This is a genomic window from Oceanobacillus sp. J11TS1 (genome assembly GCF_018333215.1).
Lineage (GTDB): Bacteria > Bacillota > Bacilli > Bacillales > Amphibacillaceae > Oceanobacillus.
The window spans coordinates 24923-47302 of the sequence record NZ_BORO01000007.1 but is presented as its reverse complement, the minus strand read 5'-3'; the positions used below and the strand labels follow the sequence as shown (position 1 = coordinate 47302).

19 protein-coding genes and 5 pseudogenes are annotated in these 22380 nt (G+C 40.9%); 1 reads left to right on the top strand and 23 read right to left on the bottom strand.

Translation table 11 applies throughout. From position 1 onward, the window contains the following. Nucleotides 1-6: 6 nt before the first annotated feature. The 18 genes and pseudogenes from rpmC to KI343_RS07480 all read right to left on the bottom strand — a co-directional run. Nucleotides 7-207: a 50S ribosomal protein L29 gene (rpmC, locus tag KI343_RS07560; protein WP_212925820.1), complete on the bottom strand. Its 201-nt coding sequence runs from the start codon at nt 205-207 to the stop codon at nt 7-9. Then, nucleotides 197-631 carry a 50S ribosomal protein L16 gene (gene rplP, locus KI343_RS07555; RefSeq protein ID WP_212925819.1) on the bottom strand — a complete coding sequence of 145 codons (435 nt, stop codon included), beginning with the start codon at nt 629-631 and terminating at the stop codon, nt 197-199. Before rplP ends, rpmC begins: the two co-directional genes overlap by 11 nt. 18 nt (nt 632-649) lie before the next feature. After that, nucleotides 650-1291 (bottom strand): 30S ribosomal protein S3, encoded by a 642-nt coding sequence (gene rpsC / locus KI343_RS07550; protein ID WP_152657748.1) that lies wholly within the window; start codon nt 1289-1291, stop codon nt 650-652. 3 nt (nt 1292-1294) lie between these two features. Next, nucleotides 1295-1636, bottom strand: coding sequence for a 50S ribosomal protein L22 (gene rplV / locus KI343_RS07545; RefSeq protein WP_212925818.1), 342 nt, complete (start codon nt 1634-1636; stop codon nt 1295-1297). Nucleotides 1637-1654: 18 nt separating this feature from the next. Continuing rightward, nucleotides 1655-1933 carry a 30S ribosomal protein S19 gene (gene rpsS / locus KI343_RS07540; RefSeq protein WP_212925817.1) on the bottom strand — a complete coding sequence of 93 codons (279 nt, stop codon included), beginning with the start codon at nt 1931-1933 and terminating at the stop codon, nt 1655-1657. A gap of 57 nt (nt 1934-1990) precedes the next feature. Further along, complete coding sequence (rplB, locus tag KI343_RS07535) at nt 1991-2821, bottom strand: 50S ribosomal protein L2 (RefSeq protein ID WP_212925816.1); 831 nt, start codon at nt 2819-2821, stop codon at nt 1991-1993. A 43-nt stretch (nt 2822-2864) separates the two neighbouring features. Beyond that, nucleotides 2865-3152 carry a 50S ribosomal protein L23 gene (gene rplW / locus KI343_RS07530; RefSeq protein WP_212925815.1) on the bottom strand — a complete coding sequence of 96 codons (288 nt, stop codon included), beginning with the start codon at nt 3150-3152 and terminating at the stop codon, nt 2865-2867. Continuing rightward, on the bottom strand, nt 3152-3775 hold the full coding sequence (rplD, locus tag KI343_RS07525; RefSeq protein WP_212925814.1) for a 50S ribosomal protein L4: 624 nt from the start codon (nt 3773-3775) through the stop codon (nt 3152-3154). The genes rplW and rplD overlap by 1 nt, the downstream gene beginning before the upstream one ends. A gap of 26 nt (nt 3776-3801) precedes the next feature. After that, entirely contained in the window at nt 3802-4431 is a 630-nt protein-coding gene (gene rplC / locus KI343_RS07520; protein WP_212925813.1) for a 50S ribosomal protein L3, read from the bottom strand. 28 nt (nt 4432-4459) lie between these two features. Next, nucleotides 4460-4768, bottom strand: a complete 309-nt coding sequence (gene rpsJ, locus KI343_RS07515; protein ID WP_152657755.1) for a 30S ribosomal protein S10 — start codon at nt 4766-4768, stop codon at nt 4460-4462. A gap of 359 nt (nt 4769-5127) precedes the next feature. Continuing rightward, nucleotides 5128-6453, bottom strand: coding sequence for a short-chain fatty acid transporter (locus tag KI343_RS07510; RefSeq protein ID WP_212925812.1), 1326 nt, complete (start codon nt 6451-6453; stop codon nt 5128-5130). Nucleotides 6454-6775: 322 nt separating this feature from the next. Continuing rightward, nucleotides 6776-8060 (bottom strand): annotated as a pseudogene (locus KI343_RS07505) (GntP family permease). A 170-nt stretch (nt 8061-8230) separates the two neighbouring features. Beyond that, nucleotides 8231-8329 (bottom strand): annotated as a pseudogene (locus tag KI343_RS07500) (hypothetical protein); the annotation flags it as partial. Nucleotides 8330-8440: 111 nt separating this feature from the next. Beyond that, entirely contained in the window at nt 8441-9217 is a 777-nt protein-coding gene (locus KI343_RS07495) for a 3-hydroxybutyrate dehydrogenase (RefSeq protein WP_212925811.1), read from the bottom strand. A gap of 97 nt (nt 9218-9314) precedes the next feature. Further along, a complete protein-coding gene (locus tag KI343_RS07490; protein WP_212925810.1) occupies nt 9315-9989 on the bottom strand; it encodes a 3-oxoacid CoA-transferase subunit B in 675 nt (224 codons plus the stop codon). Between the two features lie 24 nt (nt 9990-10013). Beyond that, a pseudogene (locus KI343_RS07485) lies at nt 10014-10707 on the bottom strand (CoA transferase subunit A). A 397-nt stretch (nt 10708-11104) separates the two neighbouring features. Beyond that, nucleotides 11105-11260 carry a helix-turn-helix domain-containing protein gene (locus KI343_RS20065; RefSeq protein WP_244856847.1) on the bottom strand — a complete coding sequence of 52 codons (156 nt, stop codon included), beginning with the start codon at nt 11258-11260 and terminating at the stop codon, nt 11105-11107. Between the two features lie 81 nt (nt 11261-11341). After that, nucleotides 11342-12394, bottom strand: a pseudogene (locus tag KI343_RS07480) (sigma 54-interacting transcriptional regulator); the annotation flags it as partial. A 456-nt stretch (nt 12395-12850) separates the two neighbouring features. On the opposite strand from KI343_RS07480, the pseudogene glpX reads away from it, so the two are divergent. Beyond that, a pseudogene (glpX, locus tag KI343_RS20455) lies at nt 12851-13697 on the top strand (class II fructose-bisphosphatase). Between the two features lie 212 nt (nt 13698-13909). Here glpX and tuf read toward each other — a convergent pair. The 5 genes from tuf to rpoC all read right to left on the bottom strand — a co-directional run bounded on the left by tuf (nt 13910) and on the right by rpoC (nt 22244). Then, nucleotides 13910-15100 (bottom strand): elongation factor Tu, encoded by a 1191-nt coding sequence (gene tuf, locus KI343_RS07470; RefSeq protein ID WP_212925809.1) that lies wholly within the window; start codon nt 15098-15100, stop codon nt 13910-13912. A gap of 107 nt (nt 15101-15207) precedes the next feature. Further along, nucleotides 15208-17286, bottom strand: a complete 2079-nt coding sequence (gene fusA / locus KI343_RS07465; protein WP_212925808.1) for an elongation factor G — start codon at nt 17284-17286, stop codon at nt 15208-15210. A gap of 42 nt (nt 17287-17328) precedes the next feature. After that, nucleotides 17329-17799 carry a 30S ribosomal protein S7 gene (gene rpsG, locus KI343_RS07460; RefSeq protein WP_040985105.1) on the bottom strand — a complete coding sequence of 157 codons (471 nt, stop codon included), beginning with the start codon at nt 17797-17799 and terminating at the stop codon, nt 17329-17331. Nucleotides 17800-17834: 35 nt separating this feature from the next. Beyond that, nucleotides 17835-18254, bottom strand: coding sequence for a 30S ribosomal protein S12 (gene rpsL / locus KI343_RS07455; RefSeq protein WP_212925807.1), 420 nt, complete (start codon nt 18252-18254; stop codon nt 17835-17837). A 375-nt stretch (nt 18255-18629) separates the two neighbouring features. Then, nucleotides 18630-22244: a DNA-directed RNA polymerase subunit beta' gene (rpoC, locus tag KI343_RS07450; RefSeq protein WP_212925806.1), complete on the bottom strand. Its 3615-nt coding sequence runs from the start codon at nt 22242-22244 to the stop codon at nt 18630-18632. Nucleotides 22245-22380: the final 136 nt, after the last annotated feature.

Here is a 22380-nt window from a genome sequence, read left to right as displayed (position 1 = left end):
GGAATCTTAGTTATTTGCGTGTAATTCGCGTTGGCGAACGACAGTTTTAAGACGAGCAATGGATTTACGTACTTCACGGATGCGTGCAGTGTTTTCCAATTGACCAGTAGCTAATTGGAAACGTAAATTAAATAACTCTTCTTTTAATGTTTTTACATTTTGTTCAATTTCGGCAGTGGTTAAATCTCTAATTTCTTTAGCCTTCATTGCTTTCACCACCAATTTCTTCACGTTTTACGAATTTCGTTTTAATAGGTAGTTTATGAGATGCTAGGCGAAGTGCTTCACGAGCAACCTCTTCAGATACGCCTGCGATTTCAAACATAATTTTACCTGGTTTAACTACTGCTACCCATCCTTCTGGAGCACCTTTACCGGAACCCATTCGAACTTCTAAAGGCTTTGCAGTGTATGGTTTGTCTGGGAAAATTTTGATCCAAACTTTACCGCCACGTTTCATGTAACGAGTCATTGCAATACGCGCTGCCTCGATTTGGCGGCTTGTAATCCAAGAAGCCTCAAGAGCTTGTAAACCGTATTCTCCGAAAGAAACAGCTGTACCGCCTTTTGCTTGGCCTCTCATTTTACCACGATGTTGTCTACGATATTTAACACGTTTAGGCATTAACATAGTAATGAGCCCCCTCCCTTATTTATCGGTTTTAGTTGGAAGGACTTCTCCACGATAGATCCATACTTTAACACCTAATTTACCATACGTTGTATCAGCTTCTGCTGTACCGTAGTCAATGTCAGCACGTAAAGTATGAAGTGGCACTGTTCCTTCACTGTAATGTTCTGCACGAGCGATATCCGCACCGCCTAGACGTCCAGATACTTGTGTTTTAATTCCTTTTGCTCCAGCACGCATCGCACGTTGGATAGCTTGCTTTTGAGCACGACGGAATGAGATACGATTTTCTAATTGACGAGCAATGTTATCAGCGACAAGTGTTGCATCAATATCTACTTTTTTGATTTCAACGATATTAATGTGAACTCGTTTGCCAGTTAAGTTGTTTAAAGATTTACGTAAAGCTTCAACTTCAGAACCGCCTTTACCAATTACCATTCCTGGTTTACCAGTGTGAATTGTAATGTTTACACGGTTTGCTGCACGTTCGATTTCAATAGAAGAAACAGCAGCCGTTTTAAGACGTCCTTCAAGATATTCTCTGATTTTAATATCTTCATGCAGTAAGTCTGCATAGTCTTTACCAGCGTACCATTTAGACTCCCAGTCTTTAATGACACCTACGCGAAGACCTGTTGGATTAACTTTTTGACCCACTGACTATCCCTCCTTTTTTTCAGTTACCACTACTGTGATGTGGCTAGTACGTTTGTTGATTCTGCTTGCACGTCCTTGTGCACGTGGACGGAAACGTTTCAAAGTAGCTCCTTCGTTAACAAAAACTTCAGATACCACAAGATTGTCTGCATCCATTTCATAATTATGCTCTGCATTAGCAACTGCAGAATTTAATACTTTTTCTACGACTGGAGAAGCGCCACGTTGAGTATGTTTCAAAATAGCAATCGCCTCGCCAACTTTTTTTCCTCGAATTAGATCTACAACTAAACGAACCTTACGAGGAGCAATACGAACTGATTTCGCAACGGCTTTAGCTTGCATGCCTAGTACCTCCTCTCATTAGCGTTTTGTTTTCTTATCGTCACCAGCGTGTCCTCTATACGTACGTGTTGGTGCGAATTCACCTAATTTATGACCGACCATATCTTCAGTGATATATACTGGTACATGCTTACGTCCATCATATACTGCAATTGTGTGACCAATGAATTGCGGGAAAATTGTAGAACGACGAGACCAAGTTTTTACTACTTGCTTCTTGTCTTCTGCGTTTAACACTTCAACTTTCTTCAATAAATGGTCATCTGCAAAAGGTCCTTTTTTCAAGCTACGACCCATGGATAAGCCTCCTTCCGGGGATTAGAGACGGGTGCTTTAGCCCGTCCGTTTTTCCGTTTATTTTTTACGTCTACGAACGATATACTTATCAGATGGTTTATTGCGTTTACGCGTTTTGTAACCAAGAGTTGGTTTGCCCCAAGGTGACATTGGTGATTTACGTCCGATTGGTGCGCGTCCTTCACCACCACCATGCGGGTGATCATTAGGGTTCATTACAGAACCACGAACAGTTGGACGGATACCTTTCCAACGAGAACGACCAGCTTTACCTACGCGGATAAGTTCATGTTCAATGTTACCCACTTGACCGATTGTTGCACGGCAAGTTGTTAATACTAAACGAACTTCTCCAGAAGCAAGACGTACTAGTGTATATTTATCTTCGCGTCCAAGGATTTGAGCTTCTGCACCAGCAGAACGAGCTAATTGTCCTCCGCGACCTGGTTTTAATTCGATGTTGTGGATAACTGTACCTACTGGAATGCTTCCTAGCGGTAATGCGTTACCTACTTTAATATCTGCATTTTCACCAGATTCAATAACTTGCCCTACTTTTATATTTTTCGGAGCAAGGATATAACGTTTCTCACCGTCAGCATAATTAATTAATGCAATGTTCGCTGAACGGTTAGGATCGTATTCGATTGTAGCAACGCGTCCTGGAACACCATCTTTATCGCGTTTAAAATCGATAATACGGTATTGGCGCTTATGACCGCCGCCTTGATGACGAACCGTTAATCTCCCTTGGTTATTACGTCCACCACGCTTTGATAATGGAGCTAAAAGGGATTTCTCAGGAGTAGTTGTAGTGATCTCTGCAAAATCTGATACAGACATGTTACGTCTACCGTTTGAGGTTGGTTTATACTTTTTAATCGCCATCGTTTTCCCTCCTTCTAGATCTAAATTTTATTTAGTCGTTTTATTAAGCCTCAAAGAAATCGAGCTCTTTGCTATCCTCTGTTAATTGAACGATAGCTTTTTTGCGGTCCGAACGATATCCACCGTAACGGCCCATTCGCTTAAATTTACCTTTAAGGTTCATTGTGTTTACTTTTTCAACTTTAACACCAAAGATTGATTCTACAGCGTCTTTGATTTCAGTTTTGTTAGCTTTTGTCGCTACTTCAAAAGTATATTTTTTCTCTGCCATTAGGTCAGCAGAATTCTCTGTAATGACAGGGCGTTTAATTACATCGCGTAGATCTTTCATTATGCGAGCACCTCCCCTGCTTTTTCAGCTGCATCTTTCGTGATGATCAGCTTGTCATGCGTAAGCAAGTCAAGTATATTTAATTCTTCTACAGTTAATACCTTCACGTTTTGTAAGTTGTTTGCAGAACGTGCAACTGTTTCATCATTCTCAGAAAGAACGATTAGTGCTTTCTCTTCAACTTTAAGTCCGTTTAGGATGTTAATAACTTCTTTTGTTTTTGGAGCATCAATTGTGATTGCTTCTAAAACAAACAAGCCTTCTTCTTTTACTTTAGAAGATAATGCAGACTTCAACGCTAAGCGACGAACTTTTTTTGGTAATTTGTAGCTATAGCTACGTGGAGTTGGTCCGAAAACAGTTCCACCGCCAACCCATTGTGGTGAACGGATAGATCCTTGACGTGCACGGCCAGTTCCTTTTTGGCGCCATGGTTTGCGGCCTCCGCCACGAACTTCAGAACGATTTTTCACATCGTGCGTACCTTGACGTAAAGATGCGCGTTGCATAACAACCGCTTCATGAAGTACATGCGTGTTTGGCTCGATACCAAAAACAGCGTCATTTAATTCGATCTCTCCAACATTACTTCCATCCTGTTTTAAAAGTGCTACTTTAGGCATGACATATCCTCCCTTCGTTTGTGTGATTAGTTACCTTTTACTGCACTCGTAATTTTCACGTAAGATTTTTTTGCACCAGGAATATTCCCTTTAATTAGTAATAAATTCTTTTCGGCATCTACACTAACTATTTCAAGGTTTTGAATTGTTTTTTGTTCAGAACCCATATGTCCTGGTAATTTTTTACCTTTGAAGACACGCATTGCATCAATTGCACCCATTGCACCTGGAGCTCTGTGGAAATGAGAGCCGTGTGTTTTTGGTCCGCGTTGTTGATTGTGACGCTTAATAGCACCTTGGAATCCTTTACCTTTGGATGTTCCTGTCACATCAATTTTCTCGCCGGCTTCAAAGATATCAACGTTGATTTCTTGACCAACTTCATAGTTGTCAACCTCTGCGCCACGGATTTCACGAACGTAGCGCTTAGGGGCAGTGCCTGCTTTCTCAGCATGACCTTTTTCCGCTTTGTTTGTACGTGATTCCTTTTTATCAGCAAAACCGATTTGCAACGCTTCGTAACCATCATTTTCTAATGTTTTCTTTTGCAACACAACATTCGCCTCAGCTTGAACAACTGTTACTGGTACAAGTTCTCCATTTTCAGAGAAAAGCTGAGTCATGCCGATTTTACGACCTAAGATTCCTTTCGTCATCCGTTACACCTCCTGTATTTAAAACAAATTATAATTTAATTTCAATATCTACACCAGATGGAAGATCTAAACGCATAAGCGCATCAACCGTTTTTGGTGTAGGCTCAAGAATATCGATCAGACGCTTGTGCGTACGCATTTCAAACTGTTCACGAGAATCTTTGTACTTATGAACCGCACGTAGAATTGTGTAAACAGATTTCTCAGTCGGTAGTGGAATTGGACCAGATACTTTTGCACCGGAACGCTTTGCAGTTTCCACAATTTTCTCAGCAGACTGATCTAAAATACGGTGATCGTATGCTTTTAAACGAATTCTGATTTTCTCTTTTGCCATCATTTTCCCTCCTTCTCGCCTATATGATTATAGACATTCTCCGCGAAAATTCCTCGGCACTCCGCCATGGCAAAGGGGCCGGGTGTGCCAACAACCTTCCGCATCATCGCATTAATTTGACCAACTATCTCATTATACTAAAAAGATCGGGTCATTGCAACCCCGGATAAGTAATATCTATGAGTTTGCACATTTTGTTATTATACATAGTATTTATCACGATTGCAAGAGCAATTTAAAAGTTTTTTTATTTCCTTATATAATAGAAGCTTTTTTGCTCTTTCTAACCCGGGTATCCCTGCAATGAAACAATAATAAGCGGAATCAGCTGATTCACCGTCCCGCTTAATAGTCATCTATTATAATAGTAGAAAGCCGACAGCAATCGGAATAAAGCTAAACAGCAGAATCATAACACAGAACCCCATAATATCTCGAATCTTCAGCCCTGCAATGGCAAGTACAGGCAAAGCCCAAAATGGCTGAATCATATTTGTCCAGGCATCTCCCCAAGCAACTGCCATGGCTGTTTTGGCCGTATCCGCCCCAATTTCGAGAGCAGCTTGTATCATGATAGGACCTTGTACAGCCCATTGTCCACCGCCCGAAGGTACTAACGCATTCACGATACCCGCACTGATAAATGTAAAGATGGGCAGTGTATATTCGGTTGAGAAACTAACAAACCATAGTGAAATTTTATCTGACAGCCCGGAAGACACCATCATGCCCATAATTCCTGCATAGAATGGAAACTGTACAATAATACCTCCAGCATTCTTCACACCGTTCCCTAACGTTTCCAAATAACGACTTGGTGTTCGATGAAGAATAATTCCTAAGAAAAGAAAAATAAAATTGACAATATTTATGTTCAGGTCAAATCCATTTGTCACGAAATGATATCCAACAAAAATAAGTCCCATCAAACCAATCAGAAGAGACAGTACCTGGCTGTTCTCGATCCTTTCTGCAGGTGTTGCCGGCTGCTGAACTTCCGCTCCAGTCTCCTCTTCTGATTCTTCCTTCCATAATGAAGGATCTACTTTACCTAAAGGATCTGCTCCTTTTAATAGATATCGATTAAATAGCGGAAGTGTAATTAATAGTGTCACAACAATAAACAGGTTAAATGAACTGAACAATGTTTCTGTTACAAGAATCAACCCGATGGTATCTTCCAGAAAGTGACCCGGTGTGGCAATAAGCAATGGTATGGATCCGGAAAAACCGCCATGCCAGATAACCATACCGCTGTATGCACTGGCTATCAGTATTCGATAATCCACCGCTGGAACCCGCTTTGCCACATGAACTGCAAATAATGCACCTGCAACGAGTCCAAAGCCATAGTTTATTAAACAAGCAATCAAAGCAACGAATGTCACGAGCATCACCGCTTGCTCTGGTGTTTTCGCTACTCTGCTAAGCTTGGCTAAAAACCGTTTCACAAGAGGCGTGCTTGCCAAAATATACCCTGTAACAACTACCAGTGACATCTGCATGCCAAATTCAAGCAAATCCCAAAAACCGCCGCCCCAATAAGTTATCATTTCCATTGGACCGCTGCCTGTTAAAAATACCCCTAATAAGTAAACAAAAATGGTTAAAATAATAGCAAATAGAAAAGCATCGGGTAAATACCTTTGTACCAGCCTGTCAAAGAATCTCGTTAAAACTTTCAATCAATCCCCCCCCTTGTATGCTGCTATATTATCAACCAATACATTCCCACAACAAAATCACTGTTTCGGTTCCTTCTATAAATATATTCTGTCATACTGCTCCTTAAGCACGACTACTTATCGAATAAAACTTCCATCAGCCGAGATTTCATGCTGCTCTTTTTTTCAAAATAAAATACGCATGCGATGATAACTCAGCTGTTGGATTAGTGTTTTATTACAATGTAACCATTATAAGACTTCGCTTCAAGAATAGAGGAAAATCAACAATTCCAGACGGGAGCCGAACAACCGTAACAGTCCGATTGGTTCAACCATAATCCTAATAAATGCCCAAAGACGCCAAAATGATTGCTGCCACAATTGCCAAAATAGGAATGGCTACCGCTACTACAAAAATATCCTTATAGCTGTCTTTATGTGTCATCCCTGTAATGGTAAGCAATGTTAAAACCGCTCCATTATGGGGCATAGCATCCAGACCACCTGAGGAGAGAGAGGCAATTCGATGGAATGCTTCCGGGTCAACACCTGTACTGAGTGCCAGTTCATAATACCTCTCCCCTAAAGCTTCCAAGGCAATCCCCATCCCGCCGGAAGCAGAACCTGTGGACCCGGCCAATACATTTACTGCAATGGCTTCCGAAATCAGAGGGTTTCCTTTCACTCCCATTAATAGCGCAGTTAACCGATCAAAGCCGGGTACCGCCTGGACAACCGTACCGAATCCAACAGCAGCGCTAGTATTGACAATGGCTGTAACAGAACCTACTGCACCGCCATTAATCGCCCTTACAAATCCTTTGAATTTCTTTATATTCAATAGAAGCAGCAGGATAATTCCAGATAATAAAGCAACCACAATATCCCATTTAAGAATATTTAATGTGACCACAACGATGATTAACGGTAATATAGATAATATAAAATGAGGTGCTGCCCCTTCTACCTGCACGATTTTATTATCTTTTGGTTCGGTATATCCCTCTCCTTTTGCAGTCAGCTGCTTTTCTCTCCATCTCATGTAAGCATAACCCCCGACAGCCATAATAATTGCTGCTGTTATACCCATAATAGGAGCCGCCATCGAATTCGTATTAAAATACGGGACTGGAATTAAGTTTTGAATTTGAGGAGTCCCGGGAATAGCTGTCATTGTAAATGTAAAAGCCCCTAATGCAACAGTACCAGGAATGAGACGTCTGCTGATATTCGCCTCTTGGAATAAGCTTAGCGCTAATGGATAAACGGCAAACACGACAACGAATAAACTAACCCCTCCATAAGTTAAAACCGCACAGGAAACAAGCACCCCTAATATAGCTCGTTTCGTGCCGATTACTTTTGTTAATGCCATCGCAACGGACCTCGCCATGCCCGTGTCTTCCATCAGTTTACCAAAGACTGCTCCAAGCATAAACACAGGGAACCATTGCTTAGCAAAATTAACAAAGCCGCTCATATACGTATCTGTATATGCCTCTAAAAGATCCAGCCCCCCCTGTCAGCGCTACGACTCCTGCCGCAATAGGCGCTACCCAAATGATAGACCACCCTAGATAAGCAAGAACCATAAGCACGATCAACCCTAAAATAATCCCAAACATGCTACCCCTCCGTTCTCTATTTTTTACCGCAGATTAGCTGCTCTTTCTTAGCAGAGAAGACCCTATTCTTGATGTATCATGTCAGCTTATCCAGCTTCAACCCATCGCTATCCCCTGCCTCCCTCAATGCGAAGAGAGGCGATGCCATATTTCTTCCCGCTTCGTTGTCATTCTTTTGCCAATGTGTAGAGCACTCTCGTACCACTGGCTCCAATCGGATGGCCCAAAGCGATAGCACCTCCATTGACATTTACCTTTTCCCGGTGTAACAAGGGCGGTGAATCGCTTCCTTACAGCTTGCCGACAAATGTTCCAATTGGGGTTCTTTCTCCTTCTATCAAATAAATACTTGTCATTTTCTTATTCTCTCCTCTTCTTTATCATTGAGCTGTATAGCCGCCATCTAATACAATTGCTTGCCCGGTAATTCCTTTTGCTTTATCACTGGCCAGGAACATGGCATAATCCGCAATCTCCTGCACTTCTAAAAGCCGTTTCTGCGGCACCAGCGGGTATAATACTTCTTCCAATACTTTTTCAACCGGCACATTACGATTTTTTGCCAAATCCTCAAACTGTCCGCGCACGAGCGGAGTATCGACGTAGCCTGGGCAGATGGCATTCACCGTAATGCCATCTGCTGCTCCTTCTAAAGCAGCTACCTTACTTAAACCAATCACACCATGCTTCGCACTGTTATAAGCCGCCTTCCCCGCAAAACCAATCAGTCCATTAATCGAAGCCATATTAATAATTCGCCCAAAGCCTTGCTTTTTCATCAGCGGAAAAACAAGCTTGGTTGCCATAAATGGAGCAACTAACATGACCTTTGTCATAAACTCAAACTTTTCAGTCGAGAAATCTTCAATAGCAGATACATGCTGTAACCCTGCATTATTAATTAAAACGTCTATTCCCCCATATTTTTCTTTTGTTTTGTCTAAAGCCTGTTCCAGTTCTTCTTCACTGGTGACATCGCATTTCAATCCGATACAGTCATAACCGTCGTTCTTTAAATCTTCCGAAGCCTTTATCACTTTCTCCGCATTCACATCTGAGAAAGCTACCTTTGCACCATTTCTTGCAAATGCACGACCAACTTCATACCCAATACCACTTGCTGCACCTGTTATAAAAACCACTTTATTTTCTATCATTTATAATCCCCCTCGTATTATCACAGTGTAACGGCCTGTAAAAATCGCGATGAATATCGTTTCACTTTATATACGGTTCGCTCTTCAAGCAAAGCTGTTAATAAGCTTCTGTTTGTAAATGCTCACTGATCCGGAGCTCTGCTTCTGTTGATGCGATAACCTCTTCTGCCGTCCATCCTTCTGCTACTTCAACAAGTACAAGACCGCTGTCTTCTACATCAATCACTGCCCGATTTGTAATTATCCGATTAACTACCTGTTTGCCGGTTAATGGCAAACTGCATTTTTTCAATATCTTTGGCTCATTATGCTTATTGACATGATCCATAATAACAACAATTTTTTTCGCTCCATGCACAATATCCATTGCGCCTCCCATGCCTTTGATCATTCTTCCGGGAATCATCCAGTTTGCCAAATCACCAGTTTCCGAAACTTCCATGCCTCCTAAAATGGCAAGATTTAAATGTTCCCCGCGAATCATTGCAAATGACTCCGCATTACTAAAATAGGATGCACCTGTTTGCTCTGTGACGGTCTCCTTTCCTGCGTTAATCAAATCCGGATCCACCTCCGTTTTTAAAGGCGATTTTCCTATCCCGAGCAGTCCATTTTCCGATTGAAGGACAACTTGTTTTCCTTCCCCAATGTAGTTGGCAACCATTGTAGGCATTCCAATCCCCAGATTAACGTAGGAATCGCTTTCAATTTCTTTTTCAGCTCTCCTTGCTATTCTTTCTCTGACTGATGCCTTCTCTAACTGTTTGACCATATCTTTCATCCTCCTTGACTTGGTTTACACTTCCTGCCGAAATATCAGGCGTTCAATTCTTTTCTCCTGTTTGCCTTTAATAATTCCCTGAACATAGATTCCCGGCGTGTGAACATGATCCGGATTGATAGAACCTGTTTCAACCAGCTGCTCAACCTCTGCAATGGTTACTTTTCCCGCAGCAGCCATCATTGGATTAAAATTTCTCGCCGTCTTGTTGTAAACTAAATTTCCGGCATACTCCCACGGCGGCTCTGATTAAACTGAAATCTGCCTTTAATGCAGTCTGCAGCAAATATTCTTTATCATGAAAGACACGTATTTCTCCACTTTCCGCAACTGGTGTACCAACTCCAGCCGGTGTATAAAATGCAGGAATACCAGCTCCACCTGCACGAATTCGCTCTGCCAGCGTACCCTGAGGCGTTAATTCCACCTCCAGCTCCCCCGCCAGAACCTGCCGTTCAAATTCTTTATTTTCTCCAACGTAGGAACCGATCATTTTATCTATTTGCTTATTTTTTAGAAGTAATCCCAGTCCCCAATCATCTACTCCACAGTTGTTTGATATAACTGTAAGGTGTTTAACCCCTAAATCCACCAAAGCCAAAATAAGATTCTCAGGAATACCCACCAGTCCAAATCCTCCTACCATCAACGTGGAACCGTCCTGAATATTTTTTACGGCATCTTCAAAAGACGTATAAATTGTTTTCATCTGCATCTCCCCCTCCAACGTTACATTAGCAAAAAACGTACCAATAATAATTAAAGCAGAAGCATAAAGTACTGCTAGCTTAATAAATCGATAAACAGAAAGTCTGCATTCCAGCTTTATGGAATACAGACTTCTTTTACTTCCTATATTTTTATAAACACTTACGCACGAAGGCCTTTTTCATTTTCCGGATTTATGGAACGTTTTCCACGTTTCCGGAATCTATAAAGTGAAACTTCCTTCAGTGGAGGTTTTTCGACGCACCATTCTTTACGGCGAGACGAATAATCGCAAAAGCTCCTCGGTGGGACGAGTAAACGCAGTCCCAGTTCCAGGACGTCGCGAACTTAGTCTATTTCCTTTCCTCCACTAAAGGTTAGTTAAACCAATCGGGCCGTTACTGCGATAAATCATACCTTTTTATTTTTTCATAAAAACTCGACTTGCTGATTCCGAGTAAATCAGCAGCTTTTATCTTATCTCCATTGGATTTTTGGATAGCATGTATGATAGCTTGCTTTTCTGCTCTACTTATAATTTCTTTCAACCCCATGACTTCTTTCGATATATAGAGGCTTTGCTGCATATGATCCGGTAAATCTTCCAGTTCAAGCATTTCTGTATTTGTCAGGTGTACTGCCGATTCAATCACATTTTCCAGCTCACGGACATTTCCCGGCCAATCATAATGCATAAAAAAATGCATTACCGCATCACTGAAGCTGACCACTCGTTTTCCTGTACGCTGTGTGATTTTCCTAAGCAAAAATTTGGCAGTTACCCGAATATCTTCTGCCCTCTCCTTTAGTGGAGGAATCCTAATAGAAATTACATTAATCCGGTAGTAAAGATCTTCCCGAAAACGATTTTCCTTTATCAGCTCTTCTATTGACTGATTTGTTGCAGAAATAATTCGGACATCGATTTTCTGTGTCTTTTCCGTTCCAACAGCTTCAATCTCTCCCTCCTGCAGCGCACGGAGGATTTTCACTTGTGCCGTTAATGGCATATCTCCAATTTCATCCAGGAAGAGGGTCCCCCCCATCAGCCAGTTGAAATTTACCCCGTTTTCCTTCTTTTTTAGCCCCTGTAAACGCTCCGCCTTCATAGCCAAATAATTCAGACTCCAGTAAATCGACTGGAATTGCTGCACAGTTCACTTTTATAAAGGGTTTTGCACTGCGTTCACTCAATTGATGAATACTATGTGCAAAGAGCTCCTTTCCAGTGCCGCTGCCTCCCTCTAACAAGATAGAAGCATCTCCAGATGAAACCTTTTTAATTTTTTCTTTAATGTCATTTATTTGGACAGAGCTCCCGACAATATCGTTTAATGAGTATGTCGCCCCTCTTGGATTACGTAACTTCTTCTGATAGTTTTCAATTTCTAATAACAAAGCTTTCACGTGCGAATTCATTTTCTTCCATTCCTCGGTGTCTTTGTAAAGCACGGTGCCAACAGCTCCAACCAGCTTCCCATCGGCAAACAGCGGGATGCGATTAGCAATCATATGATTCCCTTTGATATACTGCAAATCAGCAATTTCTTCTGTTCCCGTCTTTGCAACAATATGCATTCTTGTATTTTCAATAATCTCTGTGACGTGTTTACCCAGTACATCATCTAATGTTACTTCAATAAAATCGCAGTAGTTCTTATTTAAATACGTAATCAGCCCTTCTTCATTGACTACAACAAAGCAAAAATTTGTTTTTTCAAATACAGCTTCTATAATCTCTTCTCTGTACTTAGTATTAAAAAGCATCTTCTCTCTCCCATCACAAAACTCCTGATTATATATCCAATTCGATAACACGTATTTTAATTTACTGCTCTTTTATCATAACAAATTCATATCTATTGGAGGAGCTCCTTTTTTGCAACTTATTGTGATGAGGTAACCAAAAACAAAAACTAATAATATCAATCGACAATAAATGAAACATTTTGATATAAAATGAAAGTTATATTACTATTAACTTAATACTCATTTTATTATTCTTTAAGTCGATTTTTAATCTTTCTTTTTCACCTGCTAAGACGTAACTGTGCTTAGCAGATAAAGGGGAACTAATATTCAGCAGGTTTTTTCACCCCCTATGGGTATTCGTTGAGATAAAAATTCTAAAGGAGTTGGCAGTTATGAATCAGTTCATTCAAGAATTTCTTCATGTTACAGAGTCAGCCGCACTTGCAACATATCCTTGGATTGGCACCGGAGATAAAATAGAAGCTGATCAGGCAGCGACAGATTCGATGCGTTCCCAACTAAATAAAATCCCTATGGACGGGGAAATTGTTATCGGTGAGGGAGAAATCGATGAAGCACCTATGCTGTTTATCGGCAAAAAGTCGGTACCGGTAACGGGGAATGTATCGATTTAGCTGTTGATCCAATTGATGGGACTACCTCTACTTCTAAAGGAAAAAATAATGCGATTGCCGTCATTGCCATTGCAAAGAGAGGAGCAATGCTTCATGCTCCTGATATGTATATGGAGAAGATTGTAACCGGACCCGAAGCAGCCGGTAAAATTAATATTGACTTTTCTCTGGAGAAAAATTTGCGCATCATTGCAGAGGCAAAGGGAAAACAGCTCGAAGAATTAAAAGTGATTACACAAGACAGGGAAAGACACAACCATTGGATAGAAGAAGCACGTGCTTTAGGCGTCAGAACGGAATTGTTTGAAGAGGGAGATATTATTCCTGCCATTTCAACATGCATACAACGACAAGGGAATGCAGACTTATTTATTGGTATTGGCGGTGCACCTGAAGGAGTTCTGGCAGCTGTCGGAGAAAAAGTTTAGGTGGAGAAATGCAGGCGAGGTTACTTCCTAATTCGGATGAACAATGGAATCGATGTGTATCTATGGGACTTGCCCGTCCAAATGAAGCACTTTCCCATCATCAGTTAGTCAATACGGATGAATGTGCTTTTATAGCTACAAGTATAACCAGCAATATGCTTTCACAGGGAATTTGAAAATAATCAACATATTTTTATTACACATTCTATCGTTTTAAATGGTCTTGATAAATGTTTTCGTCGTATCGCAACAGAGCATCCTAAAGTTTTTGTATAACAATAAGAAAAAGAACCTTCGATAATCAGCTGATAATTTATCGAAGGTTCTTTTTTAATTTGGAACAGGGAGACAACGTCGTCACGCTGTCTTCCTGCATGAAAAGAATGTATTATTTTTGGATAGAAGATACAACGCCAGATCCAACTGTACGTCCACCTTCACGGATAGAAAAACGAGTTCCGTCTTCAATCGCGATTGGTGCAATAAGTTCTACACTCATTTCAATGTTATCTCCAGGCATAACCATTTCAGTTCCTTCTGGAAGTTGGATTACTCCAGTTACGTCCGTAGTACGGAAGTAGAACTGAGGGCGGTAGTTAGAGAAGAATGGAGTATGACGTCCACCTTCGTCTTTTGATAATACATAAACTTCAGCTTTGAAGTTAGTGTGTGGAGTGATTGAACCTGGTTTAGCAAGCACTTGTCCACGGTTGATATCTTCACGAGCAACACCACGTAGTAATGCACCGATGTTATCTCCAGCTTCTGCATAGTCAAGAAGCTTACGGAACATTTCTACTCCAGTTACTGTAGTTTTAGAAGATTCTTCATTAATACCAATGATTTCTACTTCGTCCCCTACTTTAACTTGTCCACGTTCAACACGGCCTGTAGCAACAGTACCACGACCTGTGATTGAGAATACATCCTCAACAGGCATCATAAATGGTTTGTCAGTGTCACGGTCTGGAGTTGGAACATAATCGTCAACTGCAGCCATTAATTCTACGATTCTTTCTTCATACTCTGCATCGCCTTCAAGAGCTTTAAGAGCAGAACCTTTGATTACTGGTACATCATCACCAGGGAAGTCATATTCAGATAATAGATCACGAACTTCCATTTCAACTAATTCAAGTAGTTCTTCATCGTCTACCATATCTGTTTTGTTAAGGAATACTACGATAGAAGGTACCCCAACGTTACGAGAAAGTAGGATATGCTCACGAGTTTGTGGCATTGGACCATCTGCAGCAGATACTACAAGGATAGCTCCGTCCATTTGTGCAGCACCAGTGATCATGTTTTTAACATAGTCAGCGTGACCTGGGCAGTCAACGTGTGCATAGTGACGAGTTTCAGTTTCGTACTCTACGTGAGAAGTTGCGATTGTAATTCCGCGTTCTTTCTCTTCAGGAGCACCATCAATTTGGTCATAAGCCATTGCAATACCATCACCATTACGTTTTGCCATTACAGTAGTGATTGCAGCAGTTAAAGTTGTTTTACCATGGTCAACGTGACCAATTGTTCCAATATTTACGTGACTTTTCGAGCGGTCGAATTTTTCTTTAGCCATTTATAGTTCCTCCTTTAATTATATAGCAATTTTTATTTGCTAGGAAAATCATTAAGAATTTCCTAGCCTTTATTAAATGTTATACGTTAGATTGAAGAAAAAATCAATTATTGACCTGCATTTTTCTTAATAATTTCTTCAGTAATGCTTTTCGGTGTTTCTTCATAGTGATCAAAGTGCATTGTGTACACTCCGCGACCTTGTGTGTTCGAACGTAGAGCAGTTGCATAACCAAACATTTCTGCTAGTGGTACGAATGCTTTAACTACCTGCGCATTTCCGCGGGCTTCCATACCTTCTACGCGTCCACGACGAGATGTTACATCACCCATGATGTCGCCCATGTATTCTTCAGGAACAACAATTTCTACTCTCATCATTGGTTCAAGCAGAACTGGGTTACATTTATTTTTAGCAGCTTTAAGTGCCATAGAAGCAGCTACTTTAAATGCCATTTCATTGGAATCGACATCGTGATAGCTTCCATCATATAATGTAGCTTTTACATCGATTAATGGATAACCAGCAAGGACACCATTTTCCATGGATTCTTCAATACCTTGTTGAACAGCTGGGATGTATTCACGTGGAACGACACCACCAACGATATTGTTAACAAATTCAAAGCCAGCGCCTTCTTCGTTTGGCTCAAATTTAATCCAAACATGACCGAATTGTCCGCGTCCACCAGACTGACGTACGAATTTACCCTCTACTTCAGCAGAAGCACGGAAAGTTTCTCTGTAAGAAACTTGCGGAGCACCAACAGATGCACCAACTTTAAATTCACGTTTCAAACGATCAACGATGATATCTAAGTGAAGCTCACCCATACCAGAGATGATAGTTTGACCAGTTTCTGGGTTTGTTTCTGTACGGAAAGTAGGATCTTCTTCCGCAAGTTTAGCTAATGCAATTGCCATTTTATCTTGGTCTGCTTTTGTTTCAGGTTCAATAGCAACGGAGATAACCGGTTCTGGGAATTCCATAGACTCAAGAATTACAAGATTCTTTTCGTCACATAGTGTATCACCAGTTGAAGTATCCTTCAAACCAACTGCTGCTGCAATCTCACCTGAGTAAGCAACAGAAATCTCTTCACGAGAGTTGGCATGCATTTGCAGGATACGTCCGATACGCTCACGTTTATCTTTTACAGAGTTCTTAACATAAGACCCTGATTGAAGCGTACCAGAGTAAACACGGAAGAATGTTAGTTTACCAACATAAGGATCCGTCATAACTTTAAATGCTAACGCAGAGAATGGCTCGTCATCAGATGATGGGCGAGTTACTTTTTCTTCTGTACCAGGAACAATACCTTCAATTGGAGGCACGTCTGTTGGAGCAGGAAGATAATCGATAACTGCGTCTAGCATTAATTGAACACCTTTGTTTTTAAATGCAGAACCACAAAGTACTGGGTAGAATTCTACGTTTAGTGTTGCTTGACGAATTGCATTTGTAAGTTCGTCGTTAGAGATTTCCTCTCCTTCAAGATACTTCATCATCAATTCTTCATCAGTTTCCGCTACTGCTTCAATTAAGCTAGCACGTAACTCTTCAGCTTCGTCTTTTAACTCAGCAGGAATTTCAGTAGTGTCCGATTTTTGGCCTAAATCATCTAAATAGATATGAGCTTCCATTGTGATTAAGTCAATAATCCCACTAAATTCATCCTCTGCACCAATTGGCATTTGGATTGGATGTGCGTTTGCACCAAGGCGCTCTTTTAATGTATTTGTTGAATACAAGAAATCAGCACCTGTTTTGTCCATTTTGTTAATGAAAACAATACGCGGAACACCGTATGTTGTCGCTTGACGCCATACTGTTTCTGTTTGTGGTTCCACACCAGATTGTGCATCAAGAACTGTTACCGCACCATCTAGTACACGAAGGGAACGTTCTACTTCAACTGTGAAGTCTACGTGTCCAGGTGTGTCAATGATGTTGATACGATGGTCTTTCCAAGCAGCAGTTGTTGCAGCGGAAGTAATTGTGATTCCACGCTCTTGCTCTTGTTCCATCCAGTCCATTTGTGAAGCACCTTCATGGGTTTCACCGATTTTATGAATACGTCCTGTATAGAAAAGAATACGTTCAGTAGTGGTGGTTTTACCCGCATCAATGTGCGCCATAATACCGATATTACGTGTCTTTTCCAAGGAGAACTCTCTAGCCATGTATTCTTCTCCTTCCTATAAAAAGCGTTTGTTAGATTTGTATTACCAACGGTAGTGAGCGAATGCTTTGTTCGCTTCTGCCATTTTATGCATATCTTCTCTTCTCTTAACAGCAGCTCCTGTATTATTAGAAGCATCAAGAATTTCATTAGCAAGACGTTCTTCCATTGTCTTCTCTCCGCGTAGACGAGAGTAGTTAACAATATAACGTAATCCTAAAGCTTGACGACGTTCTGGACGAACCTCCACTGGTACTTGATAGTTTGAACCACCGACACGGCGAGCACGTACTTCAAGTACTGGCATAACGTTTTTCATTGCTTGTTCAAAAACTTCCATAGCGTTTTGGCCGCTTCTTTCAGCAACTAATTCAAACGCATTATAAAGAATTTTTTGTGCTTTACCACGCTTTCCGTCAATCATGATTTGGTTGATGAGGCGTGTAACTAATTTAGAGTTATAAAGCGGATCTGGTAACACATCGCGCTTTGGTACTGGACCTTTACGAGGCATTGTACATCCTCCTTTCCTTTATATGAATTATTCATTTATTTTTTTTGTTTAGGTTTTTTAGTTCCGTATTTAGAGCGTCCTTGCATACGGCCTTCTACTCCAGCAGTATCAAGTGCCCCACGTACGATATGATAACGTACCCCTGGTAAGTCTTTTACACGACCACCGCGGATAAGAACAACACTATGTTCTTGCAAGTTGTGGCCAATTCCAGGGATGTATGCAGTTACCTCCATGTTGTTAGACAAACGTACACGCGCATATTTACGAAGTGCAGAGTTTGGCTTCTTAGGAGTTAGTGTACCCACACGAGTACATACACCACGTTTTTGTGGAGAGCTTTGATCAGTCATTTTCTTTTTAAAGCTGTTGTAGCCTTTGTTAAGTGCAGGTGAGTCAGATTTTCTTGTCTTTGACACACGACCTTTACGCACTAGCTGATTAATTGTTGGCATTCTATTTTCCTCCTCTCGATATAGGGTTAGTAATCAAATAACAATCTATTTTGTAATACCACACATCCAGGTGGTTCATTTTTAATGATAAAAAAATCTCTCACAAAACATTTGCGAAAAAACTTTCATCTTATCCTTAGATTGTCTTTGCTGATATCGTTTAAAATAAACCGACATTCCGATTACGGATCGCATCCGAAAATTACTTTTTGCAAGCATAATCGGAAGCACCTTGAATATAGTACCATCCCCTACATTGTTTGTCAATATGTCCATGGTATTTTTTTAGGGTGCTTCCAATAATGACTTACAGGATGGGAGGCAAATCCCTCCTATCATTTAAAGGGAGCAGTCTCCCTTTAAATGAAATTTAGTTTAAACTCTTTGCGTACTTACTTCATCTGTTGTTTCTTCATCAGATTCCGGTAAATCAAGTTCAGCTTCTAATGTACGATATTGCGGCATCCCTGTACCAGCTGGAACAAGTTTCCCAATAATAACATTCTCTTTCAAGCCGAGCAATTCATCACGTTTTCCTTTAATAGCAGCATCTGTTAGGACACGAGTTGTTTCCTGGAAGGATGCAGCTGATAAGAAGGAATCTGTTTCAAGCGATGCTTTTGTAATACCGAGTAATACCGGGCGACCTGTTGCAGGTTCTCCACCTTCTGTAAATACTTTTTGGTTCGCATTTTTGAATTGATGTAATTCAAGCAAGGAACCTGGTAATACATCTGTATCTCCGGCTGCAACAACACGGATTTTACGAAGCATTTGGCGAACCATTACTTCGACGTGTTTATCACCAATCTCTACCCCTTGCATACGGTATACACGTTGTACTTCTTTAAGCAAGTAATCTTGAACACCTTGAACACCTTTTACGCGAAGAAGTTCTTTCGGGTCCACAGAACCTTCTGTAAGCTCTTGCCCAGCAACCACTTGATCGCCTTCTTGAACCTTCAAGCGAGCATTGTAAGGAACAGCATAGCTACGTTGTTCCACATTGCCTTGGACAACAATTTCTTGTTTGTCTTTTACTTCTTTCATTTCAAGTACAGTACCATCAATTTCAGTAATTATAGCCTGCCCTTTCGGATTACGAGCTTCAAATAACTCCTGGATACGTGGTAAACCTTGTGTAATATCGTCACCAGCAACCCCACCTGTATGGAAGGTACGCATGGTTAACTGTGTACCTGGTTCACCGATAGATTGAGCTGCGATGATTCCAACCGCTTCTCCTACCTCTACATCTGATCCAGTAGCTAAGTTGCGGCCATAACATTTCTGACATACACCGTGCTTCGTGTTACAAGTAAAGGCTGTGCGGATAATAACTTCTTCAATACCAGCTTCCACAATAGCTTTGGCTTCATCTTCATGGATAAGTTCATTTTTCTCCACAATCAGTTCGCCAGTTTCTGGATGCTTCACGTTCTCGAACGCTGTTCTGCCGATTAAACGATCTAACAACGGTTCAATAACTTCTGAACCATCTACGAGTGCAGCAACTTTCAAGCCACGATCCGTTCCACAATCTGCTTCACGGATGATAACATCTTGGGCAACGTCTACAAGACGACGAGTCAAGTAACCTGAATCGGCTGTTTTCAGTGCTGTATCGGCAAGCCCTTTACGTGCACCATGCGTAGAAATAAAGTATTCCATTACGGTTAAGCCTTCACGGAAACTTGATTTGATTGGAATCTCAATAATCTTACCAGCTGGGTCGGCCATCAATCCACGCATACCAGCAAGCTGCGTAAAGTTTGATGCGTTACCACGGGCACCGGAATCACTCATCATAAAGATTGGGTTTCGGTTACTTAATGATCCCATCAAGCGATCTTGAATAACGTCTTTTGCTTCTGACCAGATAGCAATAACGCGGTCATAACGCTCTTCCTCCGTGATAAGACCACGACGGAATTGTTTTAAGACTTTATCTACTTTTGCTTGCGCGTCCTCTAAGATACCTTGTTTCTCAGGTAATACTACGATGTCAGAGATACCAACAGTCATACCCGCTTTTGTAGAGTAGCTGAATCCTAGATCTTTCATACGGTCAAGCATTTTAGAGGTTTCGGTGATTTTGAAACGTTTAAAGACTTCAGCAATAATATCGCCTAGGAAACCTTTTTTAAATGGTTTAACAACTTCACGGTTTTTAATTTCTTCTTTAATATTTGTACCAGGGTCCACAAAATAATGCTCTGGTGTTTTTTCTTCTAGATTCACCTTTGTTGGCTCGTTCATATAAGGGAACGAATCTGGAAGAATTTCATTAAAGATTAACTTACCAACTGTTGTCAGCAATAGCTGGCTATTTTGTTTTTCCGTAAATGTTTTGTTATTTAAACTAGATGCTTGAACTGCAATCCTTGTATGCAAGTGCGCATAACCAGTTTGATAAGCAATTAATGCCTCACTTGTATCCTTGAAGTAAGAACCTTCTCCAACAACACCTTCTCGTTCTAGTGTAAGGTAATAGTTTCCTAATACCATATCCTGAGATGGTGTAACAACTGGTTTTCCGTCTTTCGGATTAAGGATGTTTTGTGCTGCCAGCATTAAAATTCTGGCTTCTGCTTGTGCTTCTGCTCCAAGCGGCACGTGAACGGCCATTTGGTCTCCATCGAAGTCAGCATTGTATGCAGTACATACAAGCGGATGCAGACGGATTGCACGGCCATCAACCAACGTAGGCTCAAACGCCTGGATACCCAATCTATGAAGGGTCGGTGCACGGTTTAGCAATACTGGATGTTCTTTAATAACATCTTCTAGAACATCCCATACATCAGGGTGCACTCTTTCAATTTTTCGCTTCGCTGATTTAATGTTGTGCGCAAGACCTCTAGCTACCAATTCTTTCATAATAAATGGCTTGAATAATTCTAATGCCATTTCTCTTGGCAATCCGCATTGATACATTTTCAAGTGAGGTCCTACTACGATAACAGAACGACCAGAATAATCCACACGTTTACCCAGCAAGTTTTGACGGAAACGACCTTGTTTCCCCTTCAACATATGAGAAAGAGATTTTAATGGACGATTTCCTGGTCCTGTAACTGGACGACCACGGCGCCCGTTATCGATTAAAGCATCTACAGCTTCCTGAAGCATTCGTTTTTCATTTTGAACAATAATACTTGGAGCGCCTAGATCAAGCAGACGTTTTAAGCGATTATTACGGTTGATTACACGACGATAAAGGTCATTTAAATCGGAAGTAGCAAAACGTCCGCCATCCAATTGAACCATTGGACGAATTTCTGGAGGGATAACTGGTAAAACATCTAAAACCATCCAGCTTGCGTCGTTTCCAGAATTACGGAATGCTTCCATTACTTCCAAACGTTTAATTGCACGTGTACGACGTTGACCATGAGCTGTCTTCAACTCTTCACGTAATGCGTCAACTTCTTTTTCTAAATCAAGATCTTGTAATAATTTACGGATAGCTTCTGCTCCCATTTGGGCTTTAAAGTTATTACCGTATTTATCATAATAAGAGCGATACTCTTTTTCAGAAAGCAGTTGTTTCTTCTCAAGAGGCGTGCTTCCTGGATCTGTTACGATATATGCTGCAAAATAGATAACTTCCTCTAGTGCACGTGGAGACATATCTAAGACTAACCCCATACGGCTAGGGATTCCTTTAAAGTACCAAATATGTGATACAGGGGCAGCAAGTTCAATATGTCCCATACGCTCACGGCGTACTTTGGCTTTTGTGACTTCTACGCCGCAACGGTCACAGACAACACCTTTGTAACGAACGCGCTTATACTTACCACAGTGACATTCCCAATCTTTCTGCGGTCCAAAGATACGTTCACAGAACAAACCGTCTTTTTCCGGCTTTAAGGTACGATAGTTAATCGTTTCTGGTTTTTTCACTTCACCATAAGACCAAGAACGAATCTTTTCTGGTGAAGCAAGCCCTATTTTCATGTACTCAAAATTATTTACATCCAACAAGGGGCAATCCTCCCTTTTAACAAGTTAAGAAAGTATGAGAAAACCTGGCTAATCGTCATATCTTGGCGAAAGTCTGGGATTTTCTTATACTACCTACAACGAAAATTTATGCTTCCGATAGTATAGAATGAAACTT

Excerpts from the sequence above, each read along its gene's own strand:
- rpmC (WP_212925820.1), bottom strand. The coding sequence starts at position 207 with ATGAAGGCTAAAGAAATTAGAGATTTAACCACTGCCGAAATTGAACAA.
- rplP (WP_212925819.1), bottom strand. The coding sequence starts at position 631 with ATGTTAATGCCTAAACGTGTTAAATATCGTAGACAACATCGTGGTAAA.
- rplV (WP_212925818.1), bottom strand. The coding sequence starts at position 1,636 with ATGCAAGCTAAAGCCGTTGCGAAATCAGTTCGTATTGCTCCTCGTAAG.
- rpsS (WP_212925817.1), bottom strand. The coding sequence starts at position 1,933 with ATGGGTCGTAGCTTGAAAAAAGGACCTTTTGCAGATGACCATTTATTG.
- rplB (WP_212925816.1), bottom strand. The coding sequence starts at position 2,821 with ATGGCGATTAAAAAGTATAAACCAACCTCAAACGGTAGACGTAACATG.
- rplW (WP_212925815.1), bottom strand. The coding sequence starts at position 3,152 with ATGAAAGATCTACGCGATGTAATTAAACGCCCTGTCATTACAGAGAAT.
- rplD (WP_212925814.1), bottom strand. The coding sequence starts at position 3,775 with ATGCCTAAAGTAGCACTTTTAAAACAGGATGGAAGTAATGTTGGAGAG.
- rplC (WP_212925813.1), bottom strand. The coding sequence starts at position 4,431 with ATGACGAAAGGAATCTTAGGTCGTAAAATCGGCATGACTCAGCTTTTC.
- rpsJ (WP_152657755.1), bottom strand. The coding sequence starts at position 4,768 with ATGGCAAAAGAGAAAATCAGAATTCGTTTAAAAGCATACGATCACCGT.
- KI343_RS07495 (WP_212925811.1), bottom strand. The coding sequence starts at position 9,217 with ATGATAGAAAATAAAGTGGTTTTTATAACAGGTGCAGCAAGTGGTATT.
- KI343_RS07490 (WP_212925810.1), bottom strand. The coding sequence starts at position 9,989 with ATGGTCAAACAGTTAGAGAAGGCATCAGTCAGAGAAAGAATAGCAAGG.
- KI343_RS20065 (WP_244856847.1), bottom strand. The coding sequence starts at position 11,260 with ATGGGGTTGAAAGAAATTATAAGTAGAGCAGAAAAGCAAGCTATCATA.
- tuf (WP_212925809.1), bottom strand. The coding sequence starts at position 15,100 with ATGGCTAAAGAAAAATTCGACCGCTCGAAAAGTCACGTAAATATTGGA.
- fusA (WP_212925808.1), bottom strand. The coding sequence starts at position 17,286 with ATGGCTAGAGAGTTCTCCTTGGAAAAGACACGTAATATCGGTATTATG.
- rpsG (WP_040985105.1), bottom strand. The coding sequence starts at position 17,799 with ATGCCTCGTAAAGGTCCAGTACCAAAGCGCGATGTGTTACCAGATCCG.
- rpsL (WP_212925807.1), bottom strand. The coding sequence starts at position 18,254 with ATGCCAACAATTAATCAGCTAGTGCGTAAAGGTCGTGTGTCAAAGACA.